Origin of the sequence: Pseudobythopirellula maris, from assembly GCF_007859945.1 — a bacterium.
Lineage (GTDB): Bacteria > Planctomycetota > Planctomycetia > Pirellulales > Lacipirellulaceae > Pseudobythopirellula > Pseudobythopirellula maris.
In genome coordinates, this window is the sequence record NZ_SJPQ01000002.1 from 469,591 (window position 1) to 492,651 (window position 23,061).

The following is a 23,061-nucleotide window of genomic DNA, read 5'->3' on the forward strand; positions in this document are numbered from 1 at the left end:
CGGTTTGTCCTTAGGCAGGCATTAGGACGCTAGCAGTCTAACCGGCGTTCCGCTCAATGGGGTCGTCTCCTAGAATCCGCGGCCCTCACCCCGACCAAGCCTAGTCGGGGGCCGCGCCGCCACACACGCCCCCTTCATCCCACCTCATCCCGCGAACAAAAAGAGCACCGCCCTATGGGTAAGGTCTACTGCGTCGCGAACCAAAAAGGCGGTGTCGGCAAAACGACCACCGCCGTGAACGTCGCCGCCGGCTTGGCGGCCGCGGGGCTGCGCACGCTGCTGGTGGACCTCGACCCGCAGTGCAACGCCACCGGCGCCGTCGCCCGCGAGCCTTCGCCGCGGCACCCGCTCGTGGAGCGCACGCCGATCCGCGAGGCGGTCACGCCGACCGACTTCGAGGGCCTCACTCTGCTGCCCGGCAGCCGCAGCTTTCACGACGTCGATCACCTGGCGCAGGTCGGCGGGGCCGAGTCGGAGCTCGTCGCCCAGCACCTCTCCGCTAGCTTGGGCGCGTACGACGCGGTGCTGGTCGACTGCCCGCCGTCGCTGGGGGCGCTCACCCAAACGGCGCTAGCGACGGCCGACGAGGTGCTGATGCCCCTGGAGTGCGAGTACTTCGCCATGGAGGGACTCACACAAATGATTGAGCTGATCAAACGGGTGATGACGAGGTCAAACAGCCGATTACAGTTTGGCGGGATCGTGCTCACCAAGCACGACCCGTCGCTCGAGCTCACCAGGGAGGTGGAGCGCGAGGTGCGTGAGTTCTTTGGCGACGTGGTGCTCCGCACTGTCGTGCCGAGGGACGTCGCGCTGGCCGAGGCCCCAAGCCACGGCCAACCAGTGATGGAGTATGCGCCGCGGTCACGGGGGACGCGGGCTTATATCGAGTTGTGTCAGGAGGTTCAGGGACGTGAGTAATCAACGCCGCTTGGGTCGTGGTCTGGAAGCCCTGTTGGGCCGATCGCTCGAAGAACAAAACACGCCGGCGGCGCCCGCCGGTCAATTCAGCGCGGTGCCCGCCGACGCGCCGGCCGACAGCAACGCTGGCGCCCCGGCGGACCTGGGCCCGCACCTCACGGCCGACGACCAGGGCCAGCGCTGGCTCGACATCGGCGTGATCGAGCCGAACCCGTTCCAGCCTCGGAAGAAATTCGACGAGGTCGAGATCGCCGACCTGGCGGACAGCGTCCGCGAGCACGGCGTGCTGCAGCCGCTCGTGGTGAGGCGAGTCGGAGACCGCTTCGAGCTCGTGGCCGGCGAGCGCCGCCTGCGCGCCGCCCAAGCCGCCGGCTGGGAACGCGCCCCGGTCCAGCTGCGCGAACTCAGCGACCAGCAGACCGCCGAGCTGGCGATCGTTGAGAACGTGCAGCGCAAGGACCTCAACGCGATCGAGAAGGCCGCGAGTTTCCAGCGCTATATAAATGACTACGCCTGCACCCAGGACGAGCTGGCCAAGCGGATCCATGTCGACCGCTCGACGGTGGCCAACCTGATCCGGCTGCTCGACCTGCCCGAGGGCGTCAAGCAGCGGGTCGTCGATGGCGAGCTGACGCAGGGCCACGCCCGGGCGCTCTTGCCCGTGGGCGAGGCGGACGCGCAAGAAGGCCTGGCCAAACGGATTATCCAAGAGGGCTGGTCGGTGCGGCGCACCGAGCAAGAGGCGCAGAACAGCGTGCAAGACCTCGAGTCGATCACCCACGGCGGCGAAGACGCGAGCCTGCGGGTGATCGGCGAGGACGGCGTGAGCCGCCAGCCGGGCGCCGAGCCCAAGCCGGGCAAGAGCGAGCAGCTCGCCGCGCTGGAGCGCGAACTGCAGACCGCCCTCGGCACGAAGGTCGCCCTCAACCAGAACGCCAAGGGGAAGGGGAAGATCACGATCCACTTCGCTGGCGGCGAGGAGTTCGAGCGGCTCCACGCGTTGCTCGTGGCCTCGCAGCCGATGGCGCCCCCCGCGGACGGGACCGACCAGCAGCCGTTCGTCGAGAACCAGTACGACCAGCCGGCCTACAACACGGGTGTGGGATGAGGCTCGGCGACCGGAAAAACGATCGCGTTTTGCGAGTGAACGGCGGGACTTCCCCGCCGTTCACGCGTTTCGGGCCCCCGGCGGCGCGTTGTTGCCGAACCCTTCACCGGCTACGATGTCAGCATAGTTAACGGCTAATGGCAAACCGCCAATAGCCGCCCAACGGGGCGTGGCGCAGCCTGGTAGCGCGACTGCTTTGGGAGCAGTAGGTCGCACGTTCGAATCGTGTCGCCCCGACTTAGTTTCAGGTGAAAAGGGCCTTCGGCGAATAGAGCAGGAGATAAGAGAAAGGAGAGCAGGAGAGCTCCGGTTTGGAGCACGGATGTGCTTGTGCAAGCCGTTCGATCCTCCTGCGGTCTCCTTTCTACTTTCTCCTTTCACGTGAATCACCGACATGGCTTTCCAATTCGAGAAGCTGATCGTCTACCGAAAGGCGGTCGACTTCGCCGACGAGATTTTTAGCGAGACGGAAGGTTTCGCCCGGGGTTACGGCTTTCTCGTCGATCAGCTGAATCGCGCCGCGTTGTCGGTCTCGGCCAACATCGCCGAAGGCAACGGCCGGTTCACCAAGGCCGACCGCACCCACTTCTTCCGCATCGCCCGCGGCTCCGCTCAGGAGTGCGTGCCGCTGTTGGAACTCGCCTACCGACGCCAGCTTCTTCCGCTGGCTAGGCACGGAGATCTTAAGACCCGACTCGAAGAGGTCGCCAAGATGCTCTCTGGACTGATTAAAGGAGCGGATCGAGTAGGAGACGAGAGAAAAAAGTAGAGCAAGAGGTCTCCTTTCTACTCCTCTCCAGCTCTAAACTCCAACCATGAACGAGCACCTCGACACCCTATTGCGGCTTCTCGCCGCCACCGCTTGTGGCGGTGTGCTTGGTTGGGAGCGGCAGGCGCGTGACAAGTCGGCCGGACTGCGGACCAATATCTTGGTCGCCGTCGGCGCCGCCACGGCGGCCGTGACCGCCATGCACCTGCGCGAGCAGATCCTCGCCCCGGGCGAGGCGGTCGTTTCGGCCGACCCGATCCGCATCGTCTCCGGCGTGATCGGCGGGCTCGGTTTCCTGGGCGCCGGGGCCATCTTGCAGAGCCGTGGCGAGGTGCACGGCATGACCACCGCCGCCACGATTTGGGTGGTCGGCGGCATCGGCGTCGCGTGCGGATTGGGCGACTACGCCACGGCGGGCATTGCGACCGGCGTCGCGTTTCTTGCGTTGTGGCTTCTTGGACGCCTGCAGCACAGCAGCCTCGCCCCGTCGAGCCTGCAGAAAGACGGCGATTCCGCCGAGCGCGCCACCGACTGAGAAAGCGTCGGTGCGGGTGGCGCGTCAGCCCGGTTGGGGCGGCCGATCCGCCCGGCGGGAAGAGGCTGGCAAACACCGCCCCCACGCCTTAATCTATGGGCTCCAGGCGCCCCTAAAGTCGTGTGGCCAGTCTCTTTTCCCCAGCCTGCGCCACGCAACTCGCACCCCGAACGCGGAAGCCAGCACGAATGCCCGTTAAAGCGCTCCCCGGTCTCACGCTCTCTCGTTCCGCCATGACGATCCTCGAGGCGGCCGAAGCCGCCGGCCGGCTCACGCTGGCCGGTTCGGTCGACGAGCTGCTCGAGATGGCCGTTCCTCAGGACCAGGTCGATCCCGAGGGCTATTACACCGTCGGCTACGACGTGCCCGGCAAGGGCGTGGTCAACGAGTGCAAGGTCTGCCGTGTGCCCAACGGCATCGCCGCCAACTACCTCGATCCCTACATGCGTCGCCGCGACCCGGACTGCATGCTGATCGCCGACGAGCAGCACACCGACAAGGCGACGTTCAAAGAACGCTTCGGCCGCAGCTTCGACAAGGACCGCGCCGAGACGCTCGAGTGGCTCTCCGAGCAGCCGATCGCCGCGTTCTTCTTCGAGACCGGCCTGCCCGGCAACCCGCTCACCGGCTTGGCGATCTGCCCGGCGAACGCCGGCTTCTTCGGCCTGGGGCTCGCGCTGCTGCAAGGCATCGTGCCGATCGAGAAGGTGCTCGAGGCCGGCGACGACTACTACCACGAGGCCGTGGTCTACGTCGCACCGCCGTTCCGGCACACGCACTTCGACGGCAAGCAGGTGGTGGTGCACAACCGCCGCTTCGACGACAACGTGCGCCTGCACGAGCTGTTCAGCTACAACCTCTACCCCGGCCCCTCGGCCAAGAAGGGCGTCTACGGCATGCTGCTCACCCGCGGCGAGCGGGCCGATACCCCCTGGACCACGGCCCACTGCTCGACGGTGCAGGTCGTCACGCCTTACGACAACGTGACCACCATCATGCACGAGGGCGCCTCGGGCGGCGGCAAGAGCGAGATGCTCGAGCACATGCACCGCGCCGCCGACGGCCAGCTGCTGCTCGGCAAGAACCTGGTCACAGGCGACGTGCGGAGCCTGACCCTGCCACGGGGCTGCGAGCTGCGCCCCGTCACGGACGACATGGCGCTATGCCACCCCGAGCTCAACCCCGATGGCTCCGCGCCGAACCGGCTCTCTCTGATGGACGCCGAACGGGCGTGGTTCATCCGCGTCAATCACCTCACGCAGTACGGCATCGATCCGGTGCTCGAGCGGCTCACCGTGAGCCCCCCCGGGCCGCTGTTGTTCCTCAACATCAAGGCGGTGCCCGGCGCCACGACGCTCATCTGGGAACACACCGAGGACGAGCCGGGCGTCCCCTGCCCCAACCCGCGGGTCGTCGTACCACGCGAGTACGTGCCGGGCATTGTCAAGAAAAGCGTGACGGTCGGCATCCGCAGCTTCGGGGTCCGCTGCCCGCCTTGCACCCAGGAGCACCCGACCTACGGCATCCTGGGCATGTTCCACGTGCTGCCGCCGAGCCTCGCATGGCTGTGGCGCTTGGTCGCCCCGCGTGGCCACGGCAACCCGTCGATCGTCGACCAAGGGGGCATGCAGTCCGAGGGAGTCGGCTCGTACTGGCCTTTCGCAACGGGCCGCCGCGTCGACCAGGCGAACATCCTGCTGAAGCAGATCACCGACACCGCCTCGACGCTGTTCGTGCTGATCCCGAACCAGCACATCGGCGCGTGGGACGTTGGCTTCGCGCCGCAGTGGGTGGCGCGCGAGTACCTGGCCCGCCGCGGCGCCACCGGCTTCCCGGCCGGCGAGCTGAAGGCGGCCCGCTGCCCGCTCTTGGGCTACCACAAAGAGAAGATGACGGTCGAGGGCCAGACGATCGGCAACTGGTTCTTCGACGTCGCCACGCAGCCGGAAGTTGGTGTCGACGCCTACAACACCGGCGCCGAGCTGCTCACGAACTTCTTCAACGAGCAGGTGCAGAAGTTCCTCCACGAGGACCTCGACCCGGAAGGCAAGAAGATCATCGAGGCGTGCCTCGACGGGGCGTCGGTCGAGGAGTACGACGGGCTGCTGACGTCCGCGGTGTAGGCTACAAGAACCCCGCTACCAAGGACGACAATTTGAACGCCATCGAGACGAACAAGAAGCCCTCTTGCGCTTTCATCGTCGTCACGGTTTTCGTTTTTTTCGTCGTTGCCTTCATATTGGCGATGTTCTTCGCGCTCGATATAGGCATCCTCGGCACGGCGACACTGCCGGGGGGCGCCGTGATGTCGATCGATGCCGGTACTGAGGGCTTCTCAGCCTCCGAAGGTGCTCACGGCACGGTGGTCGAAATCGCCGGCCGCGATCTTGAGTTCACACCGACGGCTGTCCTCGTCGATGGAGCGATACTCCTTGAACTCGAGGACCCGATCCAGCAGGCGAAGCTGACGACATCGTCTGATGGGGTGCATCTCGAGATCGACGGGAAGTCGTATCCTCTACCGTAGCGGCCTCCGGTCGCTGACGCTCGCGGTTCACCTACTCCAATTGCTCGACAGCCCCCCTGCGTAGCTGCTCTTTTCTAAGACGTAACAACGACGGGGGTCTCGATGTCACGCCAACCTCGCGTACGAGCAAGCATGCGCCGTTTACGCATGATTCTTTTCGTCGGCGCCTTGGTTGCAGGCTGCTCCGATCCTAAAGAGGATGAAGCGGCCCGCCGGGAATCTTACTTGAGCCTTGAAAGATTCGAAACGACTGGCGAGCCCTCTCTGACGGACTTGCCGCCGATTCGCCCTGCTTCAGAGATACCGCGCACCGATGTCCTGCCACACATGGGAGGGGAGATCACGCGTGGTCGCAATTACGTTTTCTGCGCGACGGCTAAATTGGCCTGGGACGCATTTGGCGTACAGAAGGGCCAAGCTCCGACCGACTTGGCGCAAGCCATGTCGCGTCTGGAGTTCTCTGGGGATGACCTCAACCCTTCTTGTTACCTCACCATGAAAGGCAGCCGCGCCCAAGTTGCTGCGAGGATGAATGAGAAGTTCCCCGGTGTTGAGATTGAGTTGGCTGCTGACGATCCATCGGCCATGATTTCATACGCCTACCTGCAGAAGCAGCTTCCATTTCGTGAAAAGTTCGACCGGCTGGAATCGCCCCTGGAATTCCACGGCGATGAAGGTGCGACGCCGGTCGCTGCATTCGGGGTCGAGAAGTTTCACGAAGAGGGTGTGCGCGAGACGCTTCACCGTTGGCAGATAACGGTGCTTGACTATAAGAACAAGGACGATTTTGTCGTTGAGCTGAACACTCTTTCGAAGCAGGACCGCATGATACTTGCAAAGGTCCCCCCCGAATCCACTCTTGAAATGACCGCAGTTCGCGTGGCCTCTCGGGTGAGTTCGGGATACCAACTTGGCAGCGAGAAGTCTCTGCTGCAGGAACAAGAGGATTTCGTCGTTCCGATAATATCTCTGGGGGTGCTGAAAACCTTTGGCGAACTAGGGGCTACAGCATTAGCCCAAGTAATCCAGTTTCGATTGGACGAATCAGGGGCAAAATTACGATCCGAATCGGACTACTCCTATTTAGGCGAAGATGGCCGCCCGCGTGAGTTCGTCTTCGACAAGCCGTTCTTGATCTACCTCGTCGAGCGGCAGAGCGAGCATCCCTATCTCGCGATGTGGATCGCCAACGAGGAGTTGCTGGAAACGGCGGACGATTCGGCGGAGTGATTCGCTGCGGACGCTGACGCTCACGGCTCGCCTGTTCTAGCCGCTCGCCGATCTTGAGCGACGCCGTCGCCACAGGCGAGGGGGCGTTCAGTACGTTGGCGAACCGCTTGTCGATCTGGAAGTCTCCGGCCCGCTGCATTCTTTACGTTGGCCGATTCTGCCCATAAGCAATAGCAGGCCTAACAGTATGCGAAATCTTTGAGAGCCGCGTCCCGAACGCTTCTGGTTCACTCCTTAATTTGTGTATGCTGTGAAAGAGTAATAACTTGGCGCGACGCCGCGCTCAGAAGCGAGGCTGATCGGCGACGGCTTTTCTCAGGCTAGCTTCTAGCCGCTAGAACAATGCGGAGGCGCTTGATGCGACACTTGGATGCAACGATGGCTGTGGGCGTGGCGTGGGTGCTCGCAACGGCGCCGGCGATCACTCTAGCGGGATCGAGCGAAGGGCAACCGATTGCCGATCGATTGCCCCAAATCCGCGACGCGAGCGGCTACCAGAGGACCGACGTACTCCCTCACCTGGAGGGCGAGATCGTTGAGGGTCGCAACCACATCTACTGTGCGACGATGAAACTCGCCTGGGACGCGGTCCCCGGGATACGCCGAACCGACACCCCCATGACGCGAGCGCTTGATCGCCTGCAATTCAGCCGACAAGACCTCGACGCGACGAGCTATTACATCGGTTGGGGACGAGCGAACAACGTTCAGAGGCGCCTCGCTCGCAGTTTTCCATCGGTCGAGTTCCCCATCGATGGGCTTACCGGGCGGGAGTCGATCTCGTTGGCTTACCTCGCAAAACAACTCCCCTTCCGCACAAGGTTCAATCTATCGAGCGATCCGATTGCGTTCGAATCGTCCGCGGGCGAATCGAAGCTCAAGGGATTCGGAGTCGAGCACTTCTCCAAAACTGAAAAAGCTCACAAGCTCCTCAGCAAACAGGTAAGCGTGCTCGACTACCAGAACGAAGACGACTTTACGATCGAGTTGCACTCGCGATCACTCAAAGATCGGATTCTGCTTGCGAAGGTCGCGCCCAAAAAAACGATGCGGGAGACCCTTTCCGCGATGCAACATCGCATCGCTGAATCGAAGCTCAAAGACGAGGAAGCGCTGCTCCAACAGGAAGAGTCGCTCCTCGTGCCGGTCGTCTCTCTTGGGGTCCGGCAAAATTATCCCGAGATCGAACTGCCGCTGGCGTTCCAGATCATCCAGTTCCGCCTCGATGAATCGGGGGCGGTGCTCAAGTCCTTCGGAGGGGTCGGCTTTGGCTCACTCCCTGGCGACGGCCCACGCAGCTTTGTGTTCGACAAGCCGTTCTTGCTTTGCCTGGTCGAGCGCGGCAGCGACAATCCGTATTTAGCGATGTGGATCGCGAACGAGGAGTTGCTGGAAACGGCGGAGGAGAACTGAGACGCCAGTTCTCCCTCCCCCCGTGGGGGAGGGGATTACGTAGCCAGCCGCTCGACAATCGTCTCGCCGATCTTCAGCGCCGCCGTCGCGGCGGGCGACGGGGCGTTCAGCACGTTGACGACCCGGGCGCCGGGGCGTCCCGACTCGTCGATCAGGAAGTCGTCGACCAGCTTGCCGTCGGGCGTGAGCGCCTGGGCGCGCACGCCGGCGGGCGCCGGCTCGAGGGCTTCGGCCGTGATCTCGGGCACCAGCCGCTGGAGCGCGCGGACGAAGGCCGCCTTGCTCACCGAGCGCCACATCTCGCCCGCGCCCATCCGCCAGTGCCTGATCGCCATGCGGACGAAGCCGCCGTACGTGAGCGAGCCAGTCAGTTCGCCGAGGTTGATCGTCCGCTTGTCGTAGCCCTCGCGGGCGAAGGCCAGCACGGCGTTCGGACCGCACTCGATCGAGCCGTCGACCATCCGCGTGAAGTGGACCCCGAGGAACGGGAACGCCGGGTCGGGCGTGGGGTAGATCAGGTCGCGGCACAAGTGCTTGGCGTTGTCCTTGAGTTTGAAATACTCGCCGCGGAAAGGCACGATCCGCGCGGGGTTCTTCGAGCCGGCCATCCGGGCCACCACGTCGCAGTGCAGTCCCGCGCAGTTGATGACCGTGGGCGCCGTGAACTCGCCCGCCGGCGTGGTGACAGTCACGCCGTCGTCGTGCAGATCGATCGCCGTCACCCGGGCCGAGAGCGTCAGCTCGCCGCCCGCCAGGCGGATCTGTTCGGCGAGCTTGTCGCACACGCCCAAGTAATCAACGATGCCCGCCTCGGGCACGTGCAGCGCGGCGACGCCGCGGGCGTGTGGCTCGAGTTCGGCGAGACGCTCGACGCCGATCCGCTCGCAGCCGACGCCGTTCTCGTGGCCGCGTTGCTCGATCCTCTCGAGCGCCGGGAGGTCGCTCTCGTCGACCGCCACGATCACCTTGCCGCAGGTCTCGAAAGCGACTTCGTGCTCTCGGCAGAACGCCTCCATGGCGGCCTTGCCCTCGCGGCAGTTCACGGCCTTGAGCGACCCCGGCTTGTAGTAAACGCCCGAGTGCAGCACGCCGCTGTTGCGTCCCGTTTGGTGGCGGGCGACGGCGGGCTCTTTCTCGAGCACACGCACCGTGTTGCCGGGGAAGCGTTGGGTGTACCGATAGGCGGTCGCCAGTCCGACGATGCCGCCGCCGATCACCAGGAGGTCGCTGCGCTGCATGGGGGAGGATCGGGAGCGGAAGGCGGGGGAGCGAGCGGCGTAGGGATCGATGGGTCGACGCCGCAGTCGACGACCTCCTTAAATTTACTCGCTCGCCGCCTAGTAGTGAGCGCCCGATTTGCGCACGTGAACCATGGGTTCGCCCTCGCCGCTCATCGAGCCGCGTACGACGCGAGCGAGGAACACGCGGTGGTCGCCCGAGTCGAGGTGCTCGCCCGGCTCGCACTCCAGGTGGCCCAACGCCGCGCTGAGGACCGGAACGCCGCGAGGGCAGGGCGTGGTGGCGATCCCCTCGAAGGCCGGCTCGCCGGGCTCGAAACCGCGGCCGAAGTGCTTGAGGAAATCGGTCTGCCCCTCGCCCACGAGGTTCAGGACAAACGGTTCGCCGGCGGTGAGCCTCTCGCACGCGTGGCGCCCGAGCTTCACCGCGACAGAGACCATCGGCGGCTCGAAACCGGCCTGCACGGCCCAGCTGGCGAGCATGCCGGTGGCCTTCTCTCCCCCGCCCAAGGTGAGGATGTACAAGCCGCTCGCCACGCGTCCGAGGGGGGCGTCGTACGGGGGTTTCGTGTCGGGCATCGGGTCTCCGGGTTGCGAGTGAATAACAGGGCGGCGGATTGCTGCGGGTCAGTTGCCGCGGCTGGTGTGTGAACGATTGATGAAATGGTCACTGCGGATCGGCGCGGCGGCCGAGCCGGCGCTCGACGCTCTCGACCTTGCCCCGCATACGCCCGGCGGCGCCGTGGCGGTAGTCGACCTTCGCGGCGCAGGTGACGCGCGGGTGGTTCTCGGCGACCTTCTCGATGCAGCGACGCATCACGCCGAGAACCTCGTCGAGCTCTCCCTCGACGATCGTCCCCATGGCGTGCAATTCGAACGGCAGGCCGCTCGCCTCGATCACCTCGACGCAGCGGGCCACCTCGGCGCTGACGCTCTCGCCCGCGCCCATCGGCGTGACGCTCAATTCAAGTAGAACCATGCGGAGTCTCTCGTGCTAGCGTTCGCGGCGTCCCGTTCCAAGGCTTTGACTGCGGCGCCGGCACAGCTTTCGTAAGCCCACTTCCCCCAACAAGCGTCGCACTTTAGGGAGCGCAGGGAAAGTGGTAAACCGTCGGCGCCAGAATAACTGCGAGTCCCCCACGCCGCGGGTCGATACCCCCATAGTCGCTTAGCCCGCCGGTCGAACGCCGACGTTGCTAGCGTAAGCCGATCGATCTTGAATGATCATTCACAAGATTGGTATACCGTCGCGTCGATAGAATGTCTGGGCGCCGCTTCGCGCCCTTCGCCTTCACGATCCAGCCTCTCAATCGCCCGCCTCGCGATGCCTCGCACCACTCACCGCCGGCTCACCGAACTCGCACTGCGCGCCAGTGCGTTGGCGGTCGCTGTGTTCGTGTCGCTCGGCGACGCACGGGCCGCGGACCGGTCGCCGCGCGACCCGTTCCTGATGGCCGACGCGTCGGCCGCCAGCAGCGTGTGGATCGGCGACAACGCCAACGACCTCATCGACCCGCTCGTCAGCACGGTGTCGCGTGAAGAGTCGATCGCCAGCACGGCTCGGATCGACAACACGATCGTCCCGACGCATTACGTGCAGTCGCAGGGCGGCTGGGGTTGGGAGATCATGCCCGACGGTCTGATCTACCGCTCCTACCAGGCGGGCCCGCGTGAGTCGCGGCTCGCGCTGCACCAGATCAGCAACAGCACACCGCTGGGCGAAGAGACCCTGTGGGACGCCACGCTCGGCGGACGCCGGGGGCTGCTGCGTTACGGCAACGGCGACAGCTTCCGCCCCCAGGGCTGGCAGCTCGACATCGAGGGCGCCACGATCGTGCGGCTCAACCTCGACAACGACCGCGACGTCGACTCGTCCGACTTCCGGTTCGGCGTGCCACTGACCTACGGGTCGGGCAACTGGCAGTACAAGACGGGCTACTACCACCTCAGCTCGCACCTGGGCGACGAGTTCATCGCCCGCACGCCGGGGGCGACGCGCATCAACTACGTCCGCGACGCGATCATCCTTGGCGCCTCGTACAACCCGAACCCCTGCTGGCGTTTGTACGGCGAGACCGCCTACGCGTTCTTCACCGCCGGCGGGGCCGAGCCGTGGGAGTTCCAGTTCGGGGCCGAGTACTCGCGGCCCGGCATGACGGGGATCTACGGAACGCCGTTCTTCGCCACGAACGCCCACCTGCGTGAAGAGACTGATTTTAGCGGCGACTGGACCGCCCAAACCGGCTGGCTGTGGCGTGGCGCCACGGGCAGCACGATGCGGCTCGGCCTGCACTACATGAACGGCAAGAGCACGCAGTACCAGTTCTTCAACCGCAACGAAGAGCAAATCGGCCTGGGCATCTGGTACGATTTTTAGCTCATTGCTATCGGCTCTTGGCCATTAGCTCTTGGGCTCAAGCCGTCTGGCCGTGCTCGTCGGACCCCCGCTCCGCGCGGCGGGGGCCGCTCGGTTAGAATCGGGCGATGCCCCAAGCCCTCACTCTCCGTCGATTGTTGCTCGCCACGCTCGTTTGCTCCGCCGCGGCGGACCTGCGCGCCGACGAGCCCGCCCCGCAGGATGAGCAGGAGTACCTGCGGCTCTACGGCCTGTTTGCCGAAGCGCTCACCGAGGTCGAACTCAACTACGTCGAGCCGGTCGACCGGCGGCGGCTGGTCGAGGCCGCGATACGCGGCATGGTCGGCGAACTCGACAGGCACAGCCGGTACCTCACCGGGCGTGAGTTCGAGAAGGCCCGCGACCGCAACGCCCCGCAACGCGACCCCCTCGGGCTGCTGCTGGGGATCGACCCGGTTGGCTGGATCGTGGCGGTGGGTGTGGAGCCCGGTTCGGCGGCCGAACGCGCCGGCCTCAGGCCGGGGGACCGCGTGGTCTCGATCGGCGGCCGCCCGATCGAAGACGGCGAGCTCACCACGGCTGAGGAACTGATCTCGGCCAAGCCGCAAGTGAGCGTGGTATTGCAATCGCCCGATGGCGCAGTGCGGCGAACCCGCATCGAGGCGATCCGATCCCCCCGCACCACCGTGCACGGCTTCGCCACGGACGAAGGGGATGGGCCCGCTTGGATGCTGCCGCAGAGCGAGATCGGCTACGCCTGGCTGAGCGCGTTCGGGGCGGCGACGGCGGCCGACCTGCGTGTGGCGCTCGACGACGCCACGCGGCGTGACGCCCAAGGGTTCATCCTTGACCTGCGCGACAACGCGGGCGGGCTGCTCGAGGGGGCGGTCGACGTTTGCGACCTGTTTCTCTCCGAAGGCGAGATCGTCTCGGTCGAGGGTCGCGACGACCGTCGCCGTGTCTGGAAGGCGAGTGCGGAGCCCAACGACGTTTCGACGCCGCTCGTCGTGCTGGTGAATCGCTACAGCGCGAGCGCCAGCGAAGTGACCTCGGGCTGCCTGCAAGACCGCGGCCGGGCGACGCTCGTTGGCGAGCGGACCTGGGGCAAGGCGAGCGTGCAAACGATCATCGCACTCGACGGCGGCGAGGCGGCCCTGAAGCTGACCACGGCCGCCTACCGCCGCCCCAGCGGCCGTTCGATCGACCGCCCACCGAGCGCCAGGCCCACCGACAGCTGGGGCGTCGAGCCCGGGGCCGACGGCCTGGCGGGAGTCGACGACGCCACGCGTCGCCGGCTGTTCGAAGCCCGCGCCGCGCGGACCCCCCTGCCGGTGGCGGACGACCCACAAATCGCTGCGGCCGTCGCGCTGCTCACCGCCCCCGCAAAGAACGCGGCCACGAACGAAGCCCCTTCGCCATGACCCTCATCCTCACGATCGAATCGACCTGTGACGAAACCGCCGCCGCGGTGGTCAACGAAAAGCTCGAAGCGCTCGGATCGGTCGTCGCCTCGCAAGACGAACTGCACCAGCGGTTCGGCGGCGTCGTGCCGGAGATCGCCTCGCGGGCCCACGTCGAGCGGATCTTGCCGGTCATCGACGAGACGCTCCAGCGGGCCGGGGTCAGACTGGCCGACCTCGACGCCATCGCGGTGGCCAACATGCCGGGGCTCTCCGGTTCGCTGCTGGTCGGGCTGAGCGCGGCCAAGGGGCTGTGCGTCGCGACGGGGCTGCCGCTGATCGCGATCAATCACCTGCAAGCGCACGTGTACGCCTGCAAGATCGCCAGCGGCGAGGAGGTGTTTCCTTGCGTCGGGCTGATCGCCAGCGGCGGGCACTCGAATCTCTACCGCTGCGACGGGCCGACCGACTTCACGCCGCTGGGCGGCACGATCGACGACGCCGCCGGCGAGGCGTTCGACAAGGTCGCCAGCTTGCTCGGACTGCCCTACCCCGGCGGGCCGTCGGTGTCGCGCGCCGCCGAGCGTGGCGATCCGAAGAAGATCCGCTTCCCGCGTCCGCTGCTCAATGACGACTCGCGGCTCGCGTTTAGCTTCAGCGGCCTGAAAACGGCGGTCCGCTACCGACTGATCGGCCCCGGCAAGCTCCAGGACTCGGAAGCGTCCCCGCCCAGCGAGCAGGAGATCGCCGATATCGCGGCGGGCTTCCAGGAGGCGGTCGTCGATTGCCTCGTGGGCAAAGCGGAGCTCGCCCTCAAGCAGAGCGGCTACCGCACGCTCTGCGTCGGCGGCGGCGTGGCGGCCAACGGCCGGCTGCGCGAGCGGCTCGAGCAATCGGCGGCCGAGCACGGCCACCGCCTGTTCATCCCGCCGATGTCGCTATGCACCGATAACGCCGTGATGGGCGCCATCGCCGTTGAACGCTTTAAGGCTGGGAAGTTCGAATCGCTCGAGCTCGATGTCTTCCCGGGGCAGGAACGCGTGGCGGCTAGCTAGAGCGGTATTCGAATTGGTGTGGACGAGCGGGGAAGCGATTGGCGGCGTGGCGAGGAAGCCGAAGCAGGCAATGCGGTGCATTGTCGATGCAGGCTGACGAAGCCATGACGCCGATCGCGAGCCGAGCGTCTACACCAATGAGCAAACCGCTCTAACACGCTTGCGTGGCGAGCCGTTCGCGTCAGCGACCGGAGTTGCTTGCGCGCCGCAGAGTGCTCCACGCCGCTCCGGTCGCTGACGCGAACGGCTCGCCTAGAACAGTCGCGCGCCCTCGTGCTCGAGCAATTGCTCCTTGCGGCGCAGCCCGCCGGTGTAGCCCCCCAGGCCGCCGTCGGTGGCGATCACGCGGTGGCACGGCGTGATGATCGAGAGCGGGTTCTTCCCGTTCGCCGAACCAACGGCCCGCGAAGCCTTCGGCTGATCGATCGCCTCGGCGAGTTGGCGGTAACTGATCGTCCGGCCGTAAGGGATCGCCATCAAGGCGCGCCACACCCGGCGTTGAAACGCCGTGCCGACGCCACAAGATTCCTCGAGCGGCCCGAGCGGCAGGTCGAACGCGGTGCGCTGGCCGGCGAAATACTCGCCGAGCTGGTCGGACGTGCGGCGTGTGACGGCGTTGCCCGCCGTCGTCTCCGCGGCGGCCGTCACGACGGCTTGGTCCTGGTCGGCGTACTTGAGCCGCAGCAACCAGGCGTCGCTCGCCACGGCGACCAGCAGCCCCAGCGGAGTCGGGATCGGCTGGGCGGCGGTCGGCCGGGCGACGGGCGTTTCGGTCGGTGGGGGAAGGATCGCCATGCGCGTTATTCTAACGCAAGGCGCACGCTCGGTCTTGATAGCGCCGCGTACCGCCATCACCACCGCTCTTGCCCGGTGATCGTGAGCACGGCGGACCACATGTCGCGACCGGTCGACAGCCGGCGTTCTTGACCGCACGACGCGCTGAGCGGCACGTGGACCATGTGCCCCTGCCAGATCCCGATAAACAGATCGGTCTTGCCCGCCATGGCGGCGTGGACGGCGTGGCGGGCGAACTTCTCGGTCATCAGGCTGTCGTACGCGTTGGCGTGGACGCTGCGCACGTAGTAGCTCGGGTCGATGTACTTCAGCTCAACCGGGTTGCCGATGTCGGCGAAGTGCTGCTTGATCCGTTTCCGCAGGTAGAGGCCGATGTCGCTGAGCAATTCGTTGCCCGAGGCGTCGACCCGCGGCGCGTGGTCGCCCTTCTCGGCTCGCAGCAACTCTTGCCCGGCGCCCTCGGCGACGACCACCACGGCGTGGTCGCTGGCGTCGAGCCGGCGCCCCAAACGCGCGAGCAGGCCGTCCTGGCCGTCGAGCACTAGCGGGGCCTCCGGGATGATGGTGAAGTTGACCTCGCCCGATGCGATAGTCGCCGAGGCGGCCAGGAACCCTGCGTGACGCCCCATCAGCTTCACGAGGCCCACGCCACGCGGCACGCTGATCGCCTCGACGTGCGCCCGATCGATCACCCGCTCGGCCTCGGCCACGGCCGACATGAAACCGAAGGTTTGGTAGCAGTGGCGGATGTCGTTGTCGATCGTCTTCGGCACGCCCACCACGGCAATGTCGGCCCCGCGACGGGCGACCTCCTGGGCGATGGCGTGGGCGCCGCGTTGCGTGCCGTCGCCCCCGATCGTGTGCAGGATGTTCACCCCCTGCGATTGCAGAAAATCGACCGTCACGCGCGGGTCTTGCGGGCCGCGGCTCGTGCCGAGCAGCGTGCCCCCTTGGTGGTGGATCGACGACACGAGGCTGTCGGTAAGCGTGATCGGCTCTTGCCCCTCGGCGGGATTGAGCCCCTGGTAGCCGTTGCGGATGCCGAGCACTTCGGCCGTGCCGTAGTGGCGACGGTGCATGTAGAAGAGGTTGCGCACCACGTTGTTCAGGCCCGGGCAAAGGCCGCCGCAGGTGACGATCGCCGCTTTCGACTTTGCCGGCTGGAAATGGATCTTCTCACGCGGGCCGGCCCGCTCGAAACCGATGGCCGGCTTGGGATCGTGCCCCTCGTGGAACACGACGTCGTACATCACACGCGTGTCGTCTTCGATGAACCTCCCGTGGCCCCCCTTCGCTTCGGCAAGCGGGGTGGGGATCTCGCAAGGTCCAAGGGTCGAAACGGCCAGCTCCTGCTGGGTGGGCGTCGGGGAGTCGGGCATGGGGTGCGATGTCCGCAGGGCAGCGATGGAAGGGCGGGGGAGGAACGCCTGGCGGGCGCCGTCTCTCATCAAAGGTGAGAAACGGCCGACCCACAAGATAGCAACCTCGCCGCGTCTGCCGAGTCACTCGCTCGCATAATTCTGCGAGGAAACCTGTTATTCTGGCGGTTCCGCTGGCCCTCCCCCCGCCGCCAAGGAAGCGACTCTTGCCGACGACCCGACTCGCCCCGTCACCGACCGGCGCCCTGCACCTGGGCAACGCCCGCACGTTCCTGGTTAACTGGGCGTTGGCCCGACAGAACGGCTGGCGTGTGGTGCTGAGGATCGACGATCTCGACGGCCCACGCATCAAAGCGGGAGCCGATCGCATGGCGGTCGACGACCTCGCTTGGCTCGGCCTCGACTGGGACGAAGGCCCCCGCTACCAATCGCACGACAAGTCGCCCTACCGCGCGGCGCTCGAGCGGCTGCTCGCCGAAGGCGAGATCTATCCCTGCCGCTGCACCCGCTCGCAGATCTTGGCCGCGAGCCTCTCGGCGCCGCACGCCGAGGGCCACGACCTCCGCTACCCCGGCACCTGCCGCCCGCAGCCCGGCGTGCGGCATGACCCCGCCCTGCTCGACGACCCGCAACTCGCGTGGCGACTGGTCACGCCCGACAAGACGATCGCCTTCAACGACCACTACGCCGGCGAGCAAACGCACAACCCGCAAGAGGTGGTGGGCGATTTCCTGGTCGCAACAAAAACGTGCCTGCCGTGCTACCAGCTCGCGGTGGTTGTTGACGACCATGGCGAAGGTGTCGACCGCGTGGTGCGCGGCGACGACCTGCTCGCCTCGACGCCGAGGCAGGTGCTGCTTTACGACCGACTCGCTCTGGGCGCGCCGCCCGAGTACTGGCACTTGCCGCTGGTGGTGGGCCCCGACGGGAGGCGGCTCGCCAAGCGCCACGGCGACACGCGCATCGACGCGTACCGCCAACGCGGCGCGAGCCCCGAACGCGTTGTCGGCCTGCTCGCCGAATGGTGCGGGTTGGGCCCACGCGAGCCGATGACCGCCGGCGAGTTTGCCGAGCGCTTCGACCTCGGCAAGCTCCCCCGTGCGCAATCGGTGTTCACCGACACGGACGACGCTTGGCTCGCCGCTGTAGAATAGACGCGTGTTGTGCGACGACCCCCATCGCCCCCGACTCAAGGACCAGCGTCATGCGTTTCCTATCGATCGCCCTATGCCTCGCCGCCGCTGTGCACGCCAACGCCCAGCAGCCGGTCGCGATGAACGACGCCGAGCGGGCGTTGGCCGCGACGCTCAGCGGGGCCGAGTTGGTGGGGCACTTCACGGTCGACGCCGCCGAGCCGGGCGCTGAACCGTCGCTGCGCTCCGAGCGGTACTCGCTCGGCGAGGTCCGCAAGCTCGAGAACGGCCAATGGATGCTCCAAACCCGCATCCGCTACGGCGAGAACGACGTGACGATCCCGATCACGCTGCCGATTGATTGGGTCGCCGCCGAGGGGGCGAACCCGACGCCGGTGATCGTGGTCGATAACGTGATGTTCCCCGGGCTGGGGACCTACTCGGCGCGGGTGATGTTCCACCAGGGGAGCTACGTCGGCCGTTGGTCGGGCGCGAGCCACGGCGGCTGCCTGTTCGGCCGCGTCGTCGAGGCGACCCCCGCGAGCGAATCCGCCGGCAAGACCGCCCGCTAGGCGCCGATCGCCGAAGGCGTGGTGCGTCAAACGCCTTGATTTCCAGCTATTCCGGGGACTCCGCGGGCGTTCTTTACCCGCTCGCAAACAAGTAGTAAGATTTGGGGCTCGCCGCCGTTCGCGGCGACGGGCTTGCCGAACGGCTGGCCCACGCGGCGGAGTAGCTCAGTTGGTTAGAGCAGCGGAATCATAATCCGCGTGTCGGGGGTTCGAGTCCCTCCTCCGCTACTTGCTTCACTGTAGGAAGCTCTCTTGCGTTCTCGCATCCGCGCCCAATCGCCACATCTTCGGATGGGTGCTTGGGCGTTTCTCGTAACGGCTTGTCTGTAGCGGTTGGTCGCAAACTGCTTGGAAAGCGGAAAGCCGCGAACGCATTGTGCACGCTGGGCTGCGCATCTCGTGCGCCATATCGCGACACCGCTGCGCTCATGCGCAAGCATTCTTGGGAGCCAATATTTATGATGCGCTGTAAGAGTTTTCTGCGGCGTGGTCACGGACCCCACGCCCGCTTCTTCCATTGACGGCACAACTGGCCGCCCCCAGGCCGAGCATCTAGCTAACCGGAGAAAACCCCATGGCTCGTCGGATGAAATTGATCGCAAGCCTCGCAACCAGCGCGGCGTTTGGACTGGGACTGGTCGCTACGGCGTCGGCCCAGGTGCTCGTGATGGAAGACTTCGAGTCGTACGCCGACACCTCGGCGCTCAACGCGGTCTGGGATTCGGGCAACGGCACCGGAGAGCTGATCGACGAGGACTACGAGGTCTTTGTGTTCGGCGAAGATCCGGATCCGGTTGGCATCCGCGCTTACCCGGAAGGTGGCCAAGGGGTCTATCACCCCGGTGGCACGGCGATGGAGTACCTGCCGACCTTCGCCGGTGGCGAGCCGCTGCTGCCGACCACTGAGAAAAGCATCGTCGTCCAGGGCGAGATGTTCGACATCGGCGTCGCTGGCAACAAGCGGATGTCGATCGGCCTGCGCAGCAATGCCCCCGAAAACCTCATCGAACTGGGGCAGTACAACGATCCCGCCTCGGGGCCTTACTACCGCGCCGTCTTGTTCCCCGCTCCTTCGGAGGCTCTCGACCCGTCGTGGCAGCAATTCGAGTTGCCGCTCGAGCTCGATGGAGACGACGAGAACGAAGAGGTCTCGTTGGGCGACATTGGGGAGGTCTGGTACACCTATCGCGCCACGATCACGCCCACCGACATCACTTTCCAGCTCGACGTCTTTAGCGACGGGCTCGACGCGGCCACCGGCGAAGCGGGTTGGGACTCGACCGTAACCCACCCGATCATCACCGGCCCGAACGGCTACGACAGCCTGCGGATCGGCGGCCCTTCGGGCATCGGCTCGGGCGGCGGCGGCATGATCTTCGACAACCTCTTGCTCGAGCTCGTCGACGCCGCCGTCGACACGTCGGGCGACTACAACGGCAACGGCATTGTCGACGCCGCCGACTTCACCCTCTGGCGCGACTCGCTAGGCGATGAGGTCTCGGCCGGCACGGGCGCCGACGGCAACGGCGACGGGTTCATCACCGATCTCGACTACGACGTGTGGGTCAACACCTTTGGCAACGGCGAGCTAAACGAGTCGTTCGCCACGGCGGTCCCCGAGCCGGCTTCCGCGCTGCTCGCGATCCTCTCGATCGGCCTGTTCGCCACGCGGGGGCGCCGGGCTTGAGGATCCTACGAAGGGGTAGTTGGAGGACCGGCGTGCGTTCACTTGGAGCAGCGATGGTTTTGGTCGTTCTTGCGTGCGGGCACAACGCCCGCGCGCAGTTCGACCAGCGTACGAGCATCAGCGTCAACGGCGTGGGGCCGGTCGCCACCGAGACCGACTACGTGCCGAACGTCTGCAACTGCGAAAACGGCGCCGCGAGTTTCGAGGCGCTCAAGGCTCAGGCCGTCGCCGCACGGACGTTCGCGTACTTCAAGATGAACACCTCCGGCTCGATCAACAACGGCACGAGCGACCAGGTTTACAGCTGCTCGGGAACGGCCCAATCCATCCACTACGCGGCCGCGGCCGCCACGGAAGGGGAGATCCTCTCGATCGAGAATTTTAGCAACAACGAGATCCTGCTCGCCTCGTTCTACGTGGCCGGCGCCATCCCCACCGGGCCGTTCAACCCGGCGGCGCCGAGCGCCATCCCGAACCCGGGCGACTCGGACCCGACCAGCACCCAGCAGTGGGTCACCTATCCGTACGAGGCGGGCGTCACGAGCGGCGACAATACAGGCACGCCGCTCGGCTTCGTCGGTACCCCGAGCAACCCGAACTGGCCCAACCGCGGCGCCAAGAGCCAGAACGGGGCCGACTTCCTGTCGGACAACAGCGTGTCGTACGTCGACATTCTGAAGTACTTCTACGGCGCCGACGTGCAACTGCGGACCGCTTCGACCGACCAGACCGCCGGCAGCTACAACGGCATAAAACCCCTTACCAACTTCGACGACTACGGCCAGCGCAACGGCGCCACCTTCGACGGCCACGAGGGATACTTCAGCCGCTCGCCAACTTTCTCGGGCAGCACGACCGCCAACATCGCCGGCTCGACGGCCGAGCGGTCGTCGGCCGAGAGCCAGTCGGGCGGCCACTCGCAACTGATCACGATCGACTACGACGAGTCTTCGGGGACCGACTTCCTGATGCGACATGTCGCCGGCGCCCGGCTGAGCGACTTCGACGGCTCGAGCAACGCCGCAACCGGCGTGGCGAACCTGAAGTTCGAGTCGCACGGCGCCGTGGGTCTGTGGCTCAAGACCGACGATCCTGGCTTGCAAGTGTCGATCGCGTTGGACGACCCGACCACCGGCGACCGCGGCGTGCTCCGCGACGTGGTGGCCGACGGCCAGTGGCGTGAGTACCGCTGGCGCCTCGACCGCCCGAGCGACTGGGAGGCGTGGACCGCGGGGGGCAACGGCGCGATCGACGGCGACCTTGTGTCGCTCGATTCGATCCAACTGATCGGCGCGTCGGACGCGGAGGTTTACCTCGACACGGTGTTCTGGGACCCGGCGGACATTTTCACGCCCGCCTCGGTCGGCGACTACAACGACGACGGGCGAGTGGACGGCGCCGACTTCACCGTGTGGCGCGACCACTTCCTGCAAATGGGTGAGAACCTGCCAGGCGATGGCGACGGCAACAAATTCGTCGGTAACAACGATCTCAAAATCTGGCGTGACAACTACGGGCTGGTCCTCGCCACCAGCCAGAGCGTTCCCGAGCCCGGAGCGCTCGCCACAGTGTTGTGCGTCGCAGTTGCTTTAGCGGCAGCACGGGTTGCGCCGGCGAGAGACAGAGCTGCGCGATAACTGATTGCCCTGAGCGTCGCGTTCACGGCATGCTGGAACTAGTGCCCCCGGTCGCTTCGACTGGTGCGGCCACTCACGTGAAGCGGAGAGAAGGAACTATGCGGCAAAGCAACACTAAGTCGAACAACGGATTCACCCTGGTCGAGTTGCTGGTGGTGATCGCCATCATCGGCATCTTGGTCGCGCTCTTGCTGCCGGCGGTCCAGGCGGCCCGCGAGGCCGCACGACGCAACAGTTGTGTGAACAACCTGAAGAACTGCGGTCTCGGCGCGCTCAACTACGAGTCGACATTTAACTACATGCCGGCCGGAGCCCTCTACATCGGCAACCAGGGAGCCGGGCAGAATGGCTTCAGTTGGAATGTCGAGCTGCTCCGTTTCATGGAGGAGACCGCCGCCGCCGACGTGATCGACGCCGCTGAAGAAGAGGCGTTGGCGAACAACCCCAAGCAGCCGCTCCACCACTTGCTCACGAACACCAATATCTCGGCAGCCACCAGAGACAAGCTCACCGAGATCAGCCGATCGACCTCGTCGATCTTCCGCTGCCCTTCTGACGACCCCCTGAAACTCGCAACCGAGGGGGGCATAGAAACGGCGCTCGGGGCGACGAACTACACGGCCGTGATGGGATCGGGCTTCAGTAGGGGGACCGAATTCGACGGCGACCCCTTCCCGGCGAATCCCCAGATCTTCGCCACCAGAGATGAAGACTATTACGGAGGGGCTGCTGACAGCGCCATCAATCTCGACGGCATCATGCTGCCCGGCCGCGGTGTGAAGCTCGCTAAGTGTACTGACGGAACGAGCAAGACGCTGCTGATCGGCGAGCGAGTCTACCTCCTATCCGCCTGGACCCGCGGCGGCTACTGGCTGTTCAACGTCATCCCGGGAGATATTCGCAATCGTCTCAACGCGAAGTACCTGAACGAGCACAACATCTGGGATCCGCCGCTCGAGCCGATCCCCAGCAGCTACATCTCTTCGGCCAAGTGCATCAGCGGCAGCTTGACGCCTAGTTCGAGCCCAAGCTTGGGGCAATATTACGTCCAGGATGCTAACCGTCCTGCAGATGATACCGGTGACGGACGGGGCTTCAACGAGCTGATGTTCGGCAGCCTGCACCCCGGTGGCGCCAACTTCGTCTACGGCGATGGCAGCGTCCACTTCATCAACGAAGGCATCGAACCGGCGGCGTACGTGTCGCTCGCCTCGCGCAACGGCGGCGAGACACTCGGCGACAACTAGCCGACCGGATTTACAGGAGCAGGTGAAGCGTTTGGGAAGCTGAGCTGTATTTCAGCGGT

At 65.7% G+C, this 23,061-nt stretch carries 21 protein-coding genes and 2 tRNA genes; 18 read left to right on the forward strand and 5 right to left on the reverse strand.

Annotated elements, in window-relative coordinates; translation table 11 throughout:
- The first annotated feature begins 174 nt into the window (after window positions 1-174).
- The 9 genes from Mal64_RS09600 (at window position 175) to Mal64_RS09640 (ending at window position 8,503) form a co-directional block, all read left to right on the forward strand.
- Window positions 175-921, forward strand: a complete 747-nt coding sequence (locus Mal64_RS09600; RefSeq protein ID WP_146399525.1) for a ParA family protein — start codon at window positions 175-177, stop codon at window positions 919-921.
- Window positions 914-2,029, forward strand: coding sequence for a ParB/RepB/Spo0J family partition protein (locus tag Mal64_RS09605; protein ID WP_197525621.1), 1,116 nt, complete (start codon window positions 914-916; stop codon window positions 2,027-2,029). Before Mal64_RS09600 ends, Mal64_RS09605 begins: the two co-directional genes overlap by 8 nt.
- 163 nt (window positions 2,030-2,192) lie before the next feature.
- Window positions 2,193-2,266, forward strand: a tRNA-Pro gene (locus Mal64_RS09610).
- Between the two features lie 157 nt (window positions 2,267-2,423).
- The gene (locus tag Mal64_RS09615) at window positions 2,424-2,798 is read left to right on the forward strand and encodes a four helix bundle protein (protein ID WP_146399529.1); all 375 of its coding nucleotides are present in this window, start codon (window positions 2,424-2,426) and stop codon (window positions 2,796-2,798) included.
- A 46-nt stretch (window positions 2,799-2,844) separates the two neighbouring features.
- Window positions 2,845-3,333 carry an MgtC/SapB family protein gene (locus Mal64_RS09620; RefSeq protein ID WP_146399531.1) on the forward strand — a complete coding sequence of 163 codons (489 nt, stop codon included), beginning with the start codon at window positions 2,845-2,847 and terminating at the stop codon, window positions 3,331-3,333.
- A gap of 233 nt (window positions 3,334-3,566) precedes the next feature.
- On the forward strand, window positions 3,567-5,456 hold the full coding sequence (locus tag Mal64_RS09625) for a DUF4914 family protein (RefSeq protein WP_231993642.1): 1,890 nt from the start codon (window positions 3,567-3,569) through the stop codon (window positions 5,454-5,456).
- A gap of 32 nt (window positions 5,457-5,488) precedes the next feature.
- A complete protein-coding gene (locus Mal64_RS09630) occupies window positions 5,489-5,860 on the forward strand; it encodes a hypothetical protein (RefSeq protein WP_146399535.1) in 372 nt (123 codons plus the stop codon).
- Window positions 5,861-5,992: 132 nt separating this feature from the next.
- Window positions 5,993-7,090 carry a hypothetical protein gene (locus Mal64_RS09635; RefSeq protein ID WP_197525622.1) on the forward strand — a complete coding sequence of 366 codons (1,098 nt, stop codon included), beginning with the start codon at window positions 5,993-5,995 and terminating at the stop codon, window positions 7,088-7,090.
- A 357-nt stretch (window positions 7,091-7,447) separates the two neighbouring features.
- A complete protein-coding gene (locus Mal64_RS09640) occupies window positions 7,448-8,503 on the forward strand; it encodes a hypothetical protein (protein ID WP_146399540.1) in 1,056 nt (351 codons plus the stop codon).
- A 35-nt stretch (window positions 8,504-8,538) separates the two neighbouring features.
- Here Mal64_RS09640 and lhgO read toward each other — a convergent pair whose 3' ends face one another.
- The 3 genes from lhgO to Mal64_RS09655 all read right to left on the reverse strand — a co-directional run bounded on the left by lhgO (window position 8,539) and on the right by Mal64_RS09655 (window position 10,720).
- On the reverse strand, window positions 8,539-9,741 hold the full coding sequence (lhgO, locus tag Mal64_RS09645; protein ID WP_146399541.1) for an L-2-hydroxyglutarate oxidase: 1,203 nt from the start codon (window positions 9,739-9,741) through the stop codon (window positions 8,539-8,541).
- Window positions 9,742-9,840: 99 nt separating this feature from the next.
- Entirely contained in the window at window positions 9,841-10,320 is a 480-nt protein-coding gene (locus Mal64_RS09650) for a flavin reductase family protein (protein WP_146399543.1), read from the reverse strand.
- A gap of 88 nt (window positions 10,321-10,408) precedes the next feature.
- The gene (locus tag Mal64_RS09655) at window positions 10,409-10,720 is read right to left on the reverse strand and encodes an MTH1187 family thiamine-binding protein (RefSeq protein WP_146399545.1); all 312 of its coding nucleotides are present in this window, start codon (window positions 10,718-10,720) and stop codon (window positions 10,409-10,411) included.
- Window positions 10,721-11,065: 345 nt separating this feature from the next.
- Between Mal64_RS09655 and Mal64_RS09660 the strand changes: the two genes are divergently transcribed.
- The 3 genes from Mal64_RS09660 to tsaD all read left to right on the forward strand — a co-directional run bounded on the left by Mal64_RS09660 (window position 11,066) and on the right by tsaD (window position 14,552).
- Entirely contained in the window at window positions 11,066-12,118 is a 1,053-nt protein-coding gene (locus Mal64_RS09660) for a DUF1207 domain-containing protein (RefSeq protein WP_146399547.1), read from the forward strand.
- A 107-nt stretch (window positions 12,119-12,225) separates the two neighbouring features.
- A complete protein-coding gene (locus tag Mal64_RS09665) occupies window positions 12,226-13,518 on the forward strand; it encodes a S41 family peptidase (protein ID WP_146399549.1) in 1,293 nt (430 codons plus the stop codon).
- Entirely contained in the window at window positions 13,515-14,552 is a 1,038-nt protein-coding gene (tsaD, locus tag Mal64_RS09670) for a tRNA (adenosine(37)-N6)-threonylcarbamoyltransferase complex transferase subunit TsaD (protein ID WP_146399551.1), read from the forward strand. Before Mal64_RS09665 ends, tsaD begins: the two co-directional genes overlap by 4 nt.
- Window positions 14,553-14,804: 252 nt before the next feature.
- On the opposite strand, the gene Mal64_RS09675 is transcribed toward tsaD, so the two are convergent.
- Window positions 14,805-15,347 (reverse strand): methylated-DNA--[protein]-cysteine S-methyltransferase, encoded by a 543-nt coding sequence (locus Mal64_RS09675; protein WP_197525623.1) that lies wholly within the window; start codon window positions 15,345-15,347, stop codon window positions 14,805-14,807.
- A gap of 56 nt (window positions 15,348-15,403) precedes the next feature.
- On the reverse strand, window positions 15,404-16,726 hold the full coding sequence (locus Mal64_RS09680; protein WP_146399555.1) for an ATP-dependent 6-phosphofructokinase: 1,323 nt from the start codon (window positions 16,724-16,726) through the stop codon (window positions 15,404-15,406).
- Window positions 16,727-16,932: 206 nt separating this feature from the next.
- Here Mal64_RS09680 and gluQRS point away from each other — a divergent pair, with 206 nt between their 5' ends.
- The 6 genes from gluQRS to Mal64_RS09710 all read left to right on the forward strand — a co-directional run bounded on the left by gluQRS (window position 16,933) and on the right by Mal64_RS09710 (window position 23,002).
- Window positions 16,933-17,880: a tRNA glutamyl-Q(34) synthetase GluQRS gene (gene gluQRS, locus Mal64_RS09685; protein ID WP_146399557.1), complete on the forward strand. Its 948-nt coding sequence runs from the start codon at window positions 16,933-16,935 to the stop codon at window positions 17,878-17,880.
- A gap of 50 nt (window positions 17,881-17,930) precedes the next feature.
- Window positions 17,931-18,431 (forward strand): hypothetical protein, encoded by a 501-nt coding sequence (locus tag Mal64_RS09690; protein ID WP_146399559.1) that lies wholly within the window; start codon window positions 17,931-17,933, stop codon window positions 18,429-18,431.
- 154 nt (window positions 18,432-18,585) lie between these two features.
- A tRNA-Met gene (locus tag Mal64_RS09695) sits at window positions 18,586-18,659 on the forward strand.
- A gap of 358 nt (window positions 18,660-19,017) precedes the next feature.
- Window positions 19,018-20,118, forward strand: coding sequence for a dockerin type I domain-containing protein (locus tag Mal64_RS09700; RefSeq protein WP_146399561.1), 1,101 nt, complete (start codon window positions 19,018-19,020; stop codon window positions 20,116-20,118).
- Window positions 20,119-20,150: 32 nt separating this feature from the next.
- A complete protein-coding gene (locus Mal64_RS09705) occupies window positions 20,151-21,755 on the forward strand; it encodes a SpoIID/LytB domain-containing protein (protein ID WP_146399563.1) in 1,605 nt (534 codons plus the stop codon).
- Between the two features lie 98 nt (window positions 21,756-21,853).
- The gene (locus Mal64_RS09710) at window positions 21,854-23,002 is read left to right on the forward strand and encodes a DUF1559 domain-containing protein (RefSeq protein WP_197525624.1); all 1,149 of its coding nucleotides are present in this window, start codon (window positions 21,854-21,856) and stop codon (window positions 23,000-23,002) included.
- The last annotated feature ends 59 nt before the right edge of the window (window positions 23,003-23,061 follow it).

Bases quoted from the DNA above. Each gene is read 5' to 3' on its own strand.
- Mal64_RS09665 (WP_146399549.1), top strand. From the start codon at position 12,226: ATGCCCCAAGCCCTCACTCTCCGTCGATTGTTGCTCGCCACGCTCGTT.
- Mal64_RS09700 (WP_146399561.1), top strand. From the start codon at position 19,018: ATGAAATTGATCGCAAGCCTCGCAACCAGCGCGGCGTTTGGACTGGGA.
- Mal64_RS09625 (WP_231993642.1), top strand. From the start codon at position 3,567: ATGACGATCCTCGAGGCGGCCGAAGCCGCCGGCCGGCTCACGCTGGCC.
- Mal64_RS09635 (WP_197525622.1), top strand. From the start codon at position 5,993: ATGCGCCGTTTACGCATGATTCTTTTCGTCGGCGCCTTGGTTGCAGGC.
- Mal64_RS09615 (WP_146399529.1), top strand. From the start codon at position 2,424: ATGGCTTTCCAATTCGAGAAGCTGATCGTCTACCGAAAGGCGGTCGAC.
- Mal64_RS09690 (WP_146399559.1), top strand. From the start codon at position 17,931: ATGCGTTTCCTATCGATCGCCCTATGCCTCGCCGCCGCTGTGCACGCC.
- Mal64_RS09710 (WP_197525624.1), top strand. From the start codon at position 21,854: ATGCGGCAAAGCAACACTAAGTCGAACAACGGATTCACCCTGGTCGAG.
- Mal64_RS09660 (WP_146399547.1), top strand. From the start codon at position 11,066: ATGCCTCGCACCACTCACCGCCGGCTCACCGAACTCGCACTGCGCGCC.
- Mal64_RS09680 (WP_146399555.1), bottom strand. From the start codon at position 16,726: ATGCCCGACTCCCCGACGCCCACCCAGCAGGAGCTGGCCGTTTCGACC.
- tsaD (WP_146399551.1), top strand. From the start codon at position 13,515: ATGACCCTCATCCTCACGATCGAATCGACCTGTGACGAAACCGCCGCC.
- Mal64_RS09650 (WP_146399543.1), bottom strand. From the start codon at position 10,320: ATGCCCGACACGAAACCCCCGTACGACGCCCCCCTCGGACGCGTGGCG.
- lhgO (WP_146399541.1), bottom strand. From the start codon at position 9,741: ATGCAGCGCAGCGACCTCCTGGTGATCGGCGGCGGCATCGTCGGACTG.
- Mal64_RS09640 (WP_146399540.1), top strand. From the start codon at position 7,448: ATGCGACACTTGGATGCAACGATGGCTGTGGGCGTGGCGTGGGTGCTC.
- Mal64_RS09655 (WP_146399545.1), bottom strand. From the start codon at position 10,720: ATGGTTCTACTTGAATTGAGCGTCACGCCGATGGGCGCGGGCGAGAGC.
- Mal64_RS09675 (WP_197525623.1), bottom strand. From the start codon at position 15,347: ATGGCGATCCTTCCCCCACCGACCGAAACGCCCGTCGCCCGGCCGACC.
- Mal64_RS09600 (WP_146399525.1), top strand. From the start codon at position 175: ATGGGTAAGGTCTACTGCGTCGCGAACCAAAAAGGCGGTGTCGGCAAA.
- Mal64_RS09620 (WP_146399531.1), top strand. From the start codon at position 2,845: ATGAACGAGCACCTCGACACCCTATTGCGGCTTCTCGCCGCCACCGCT.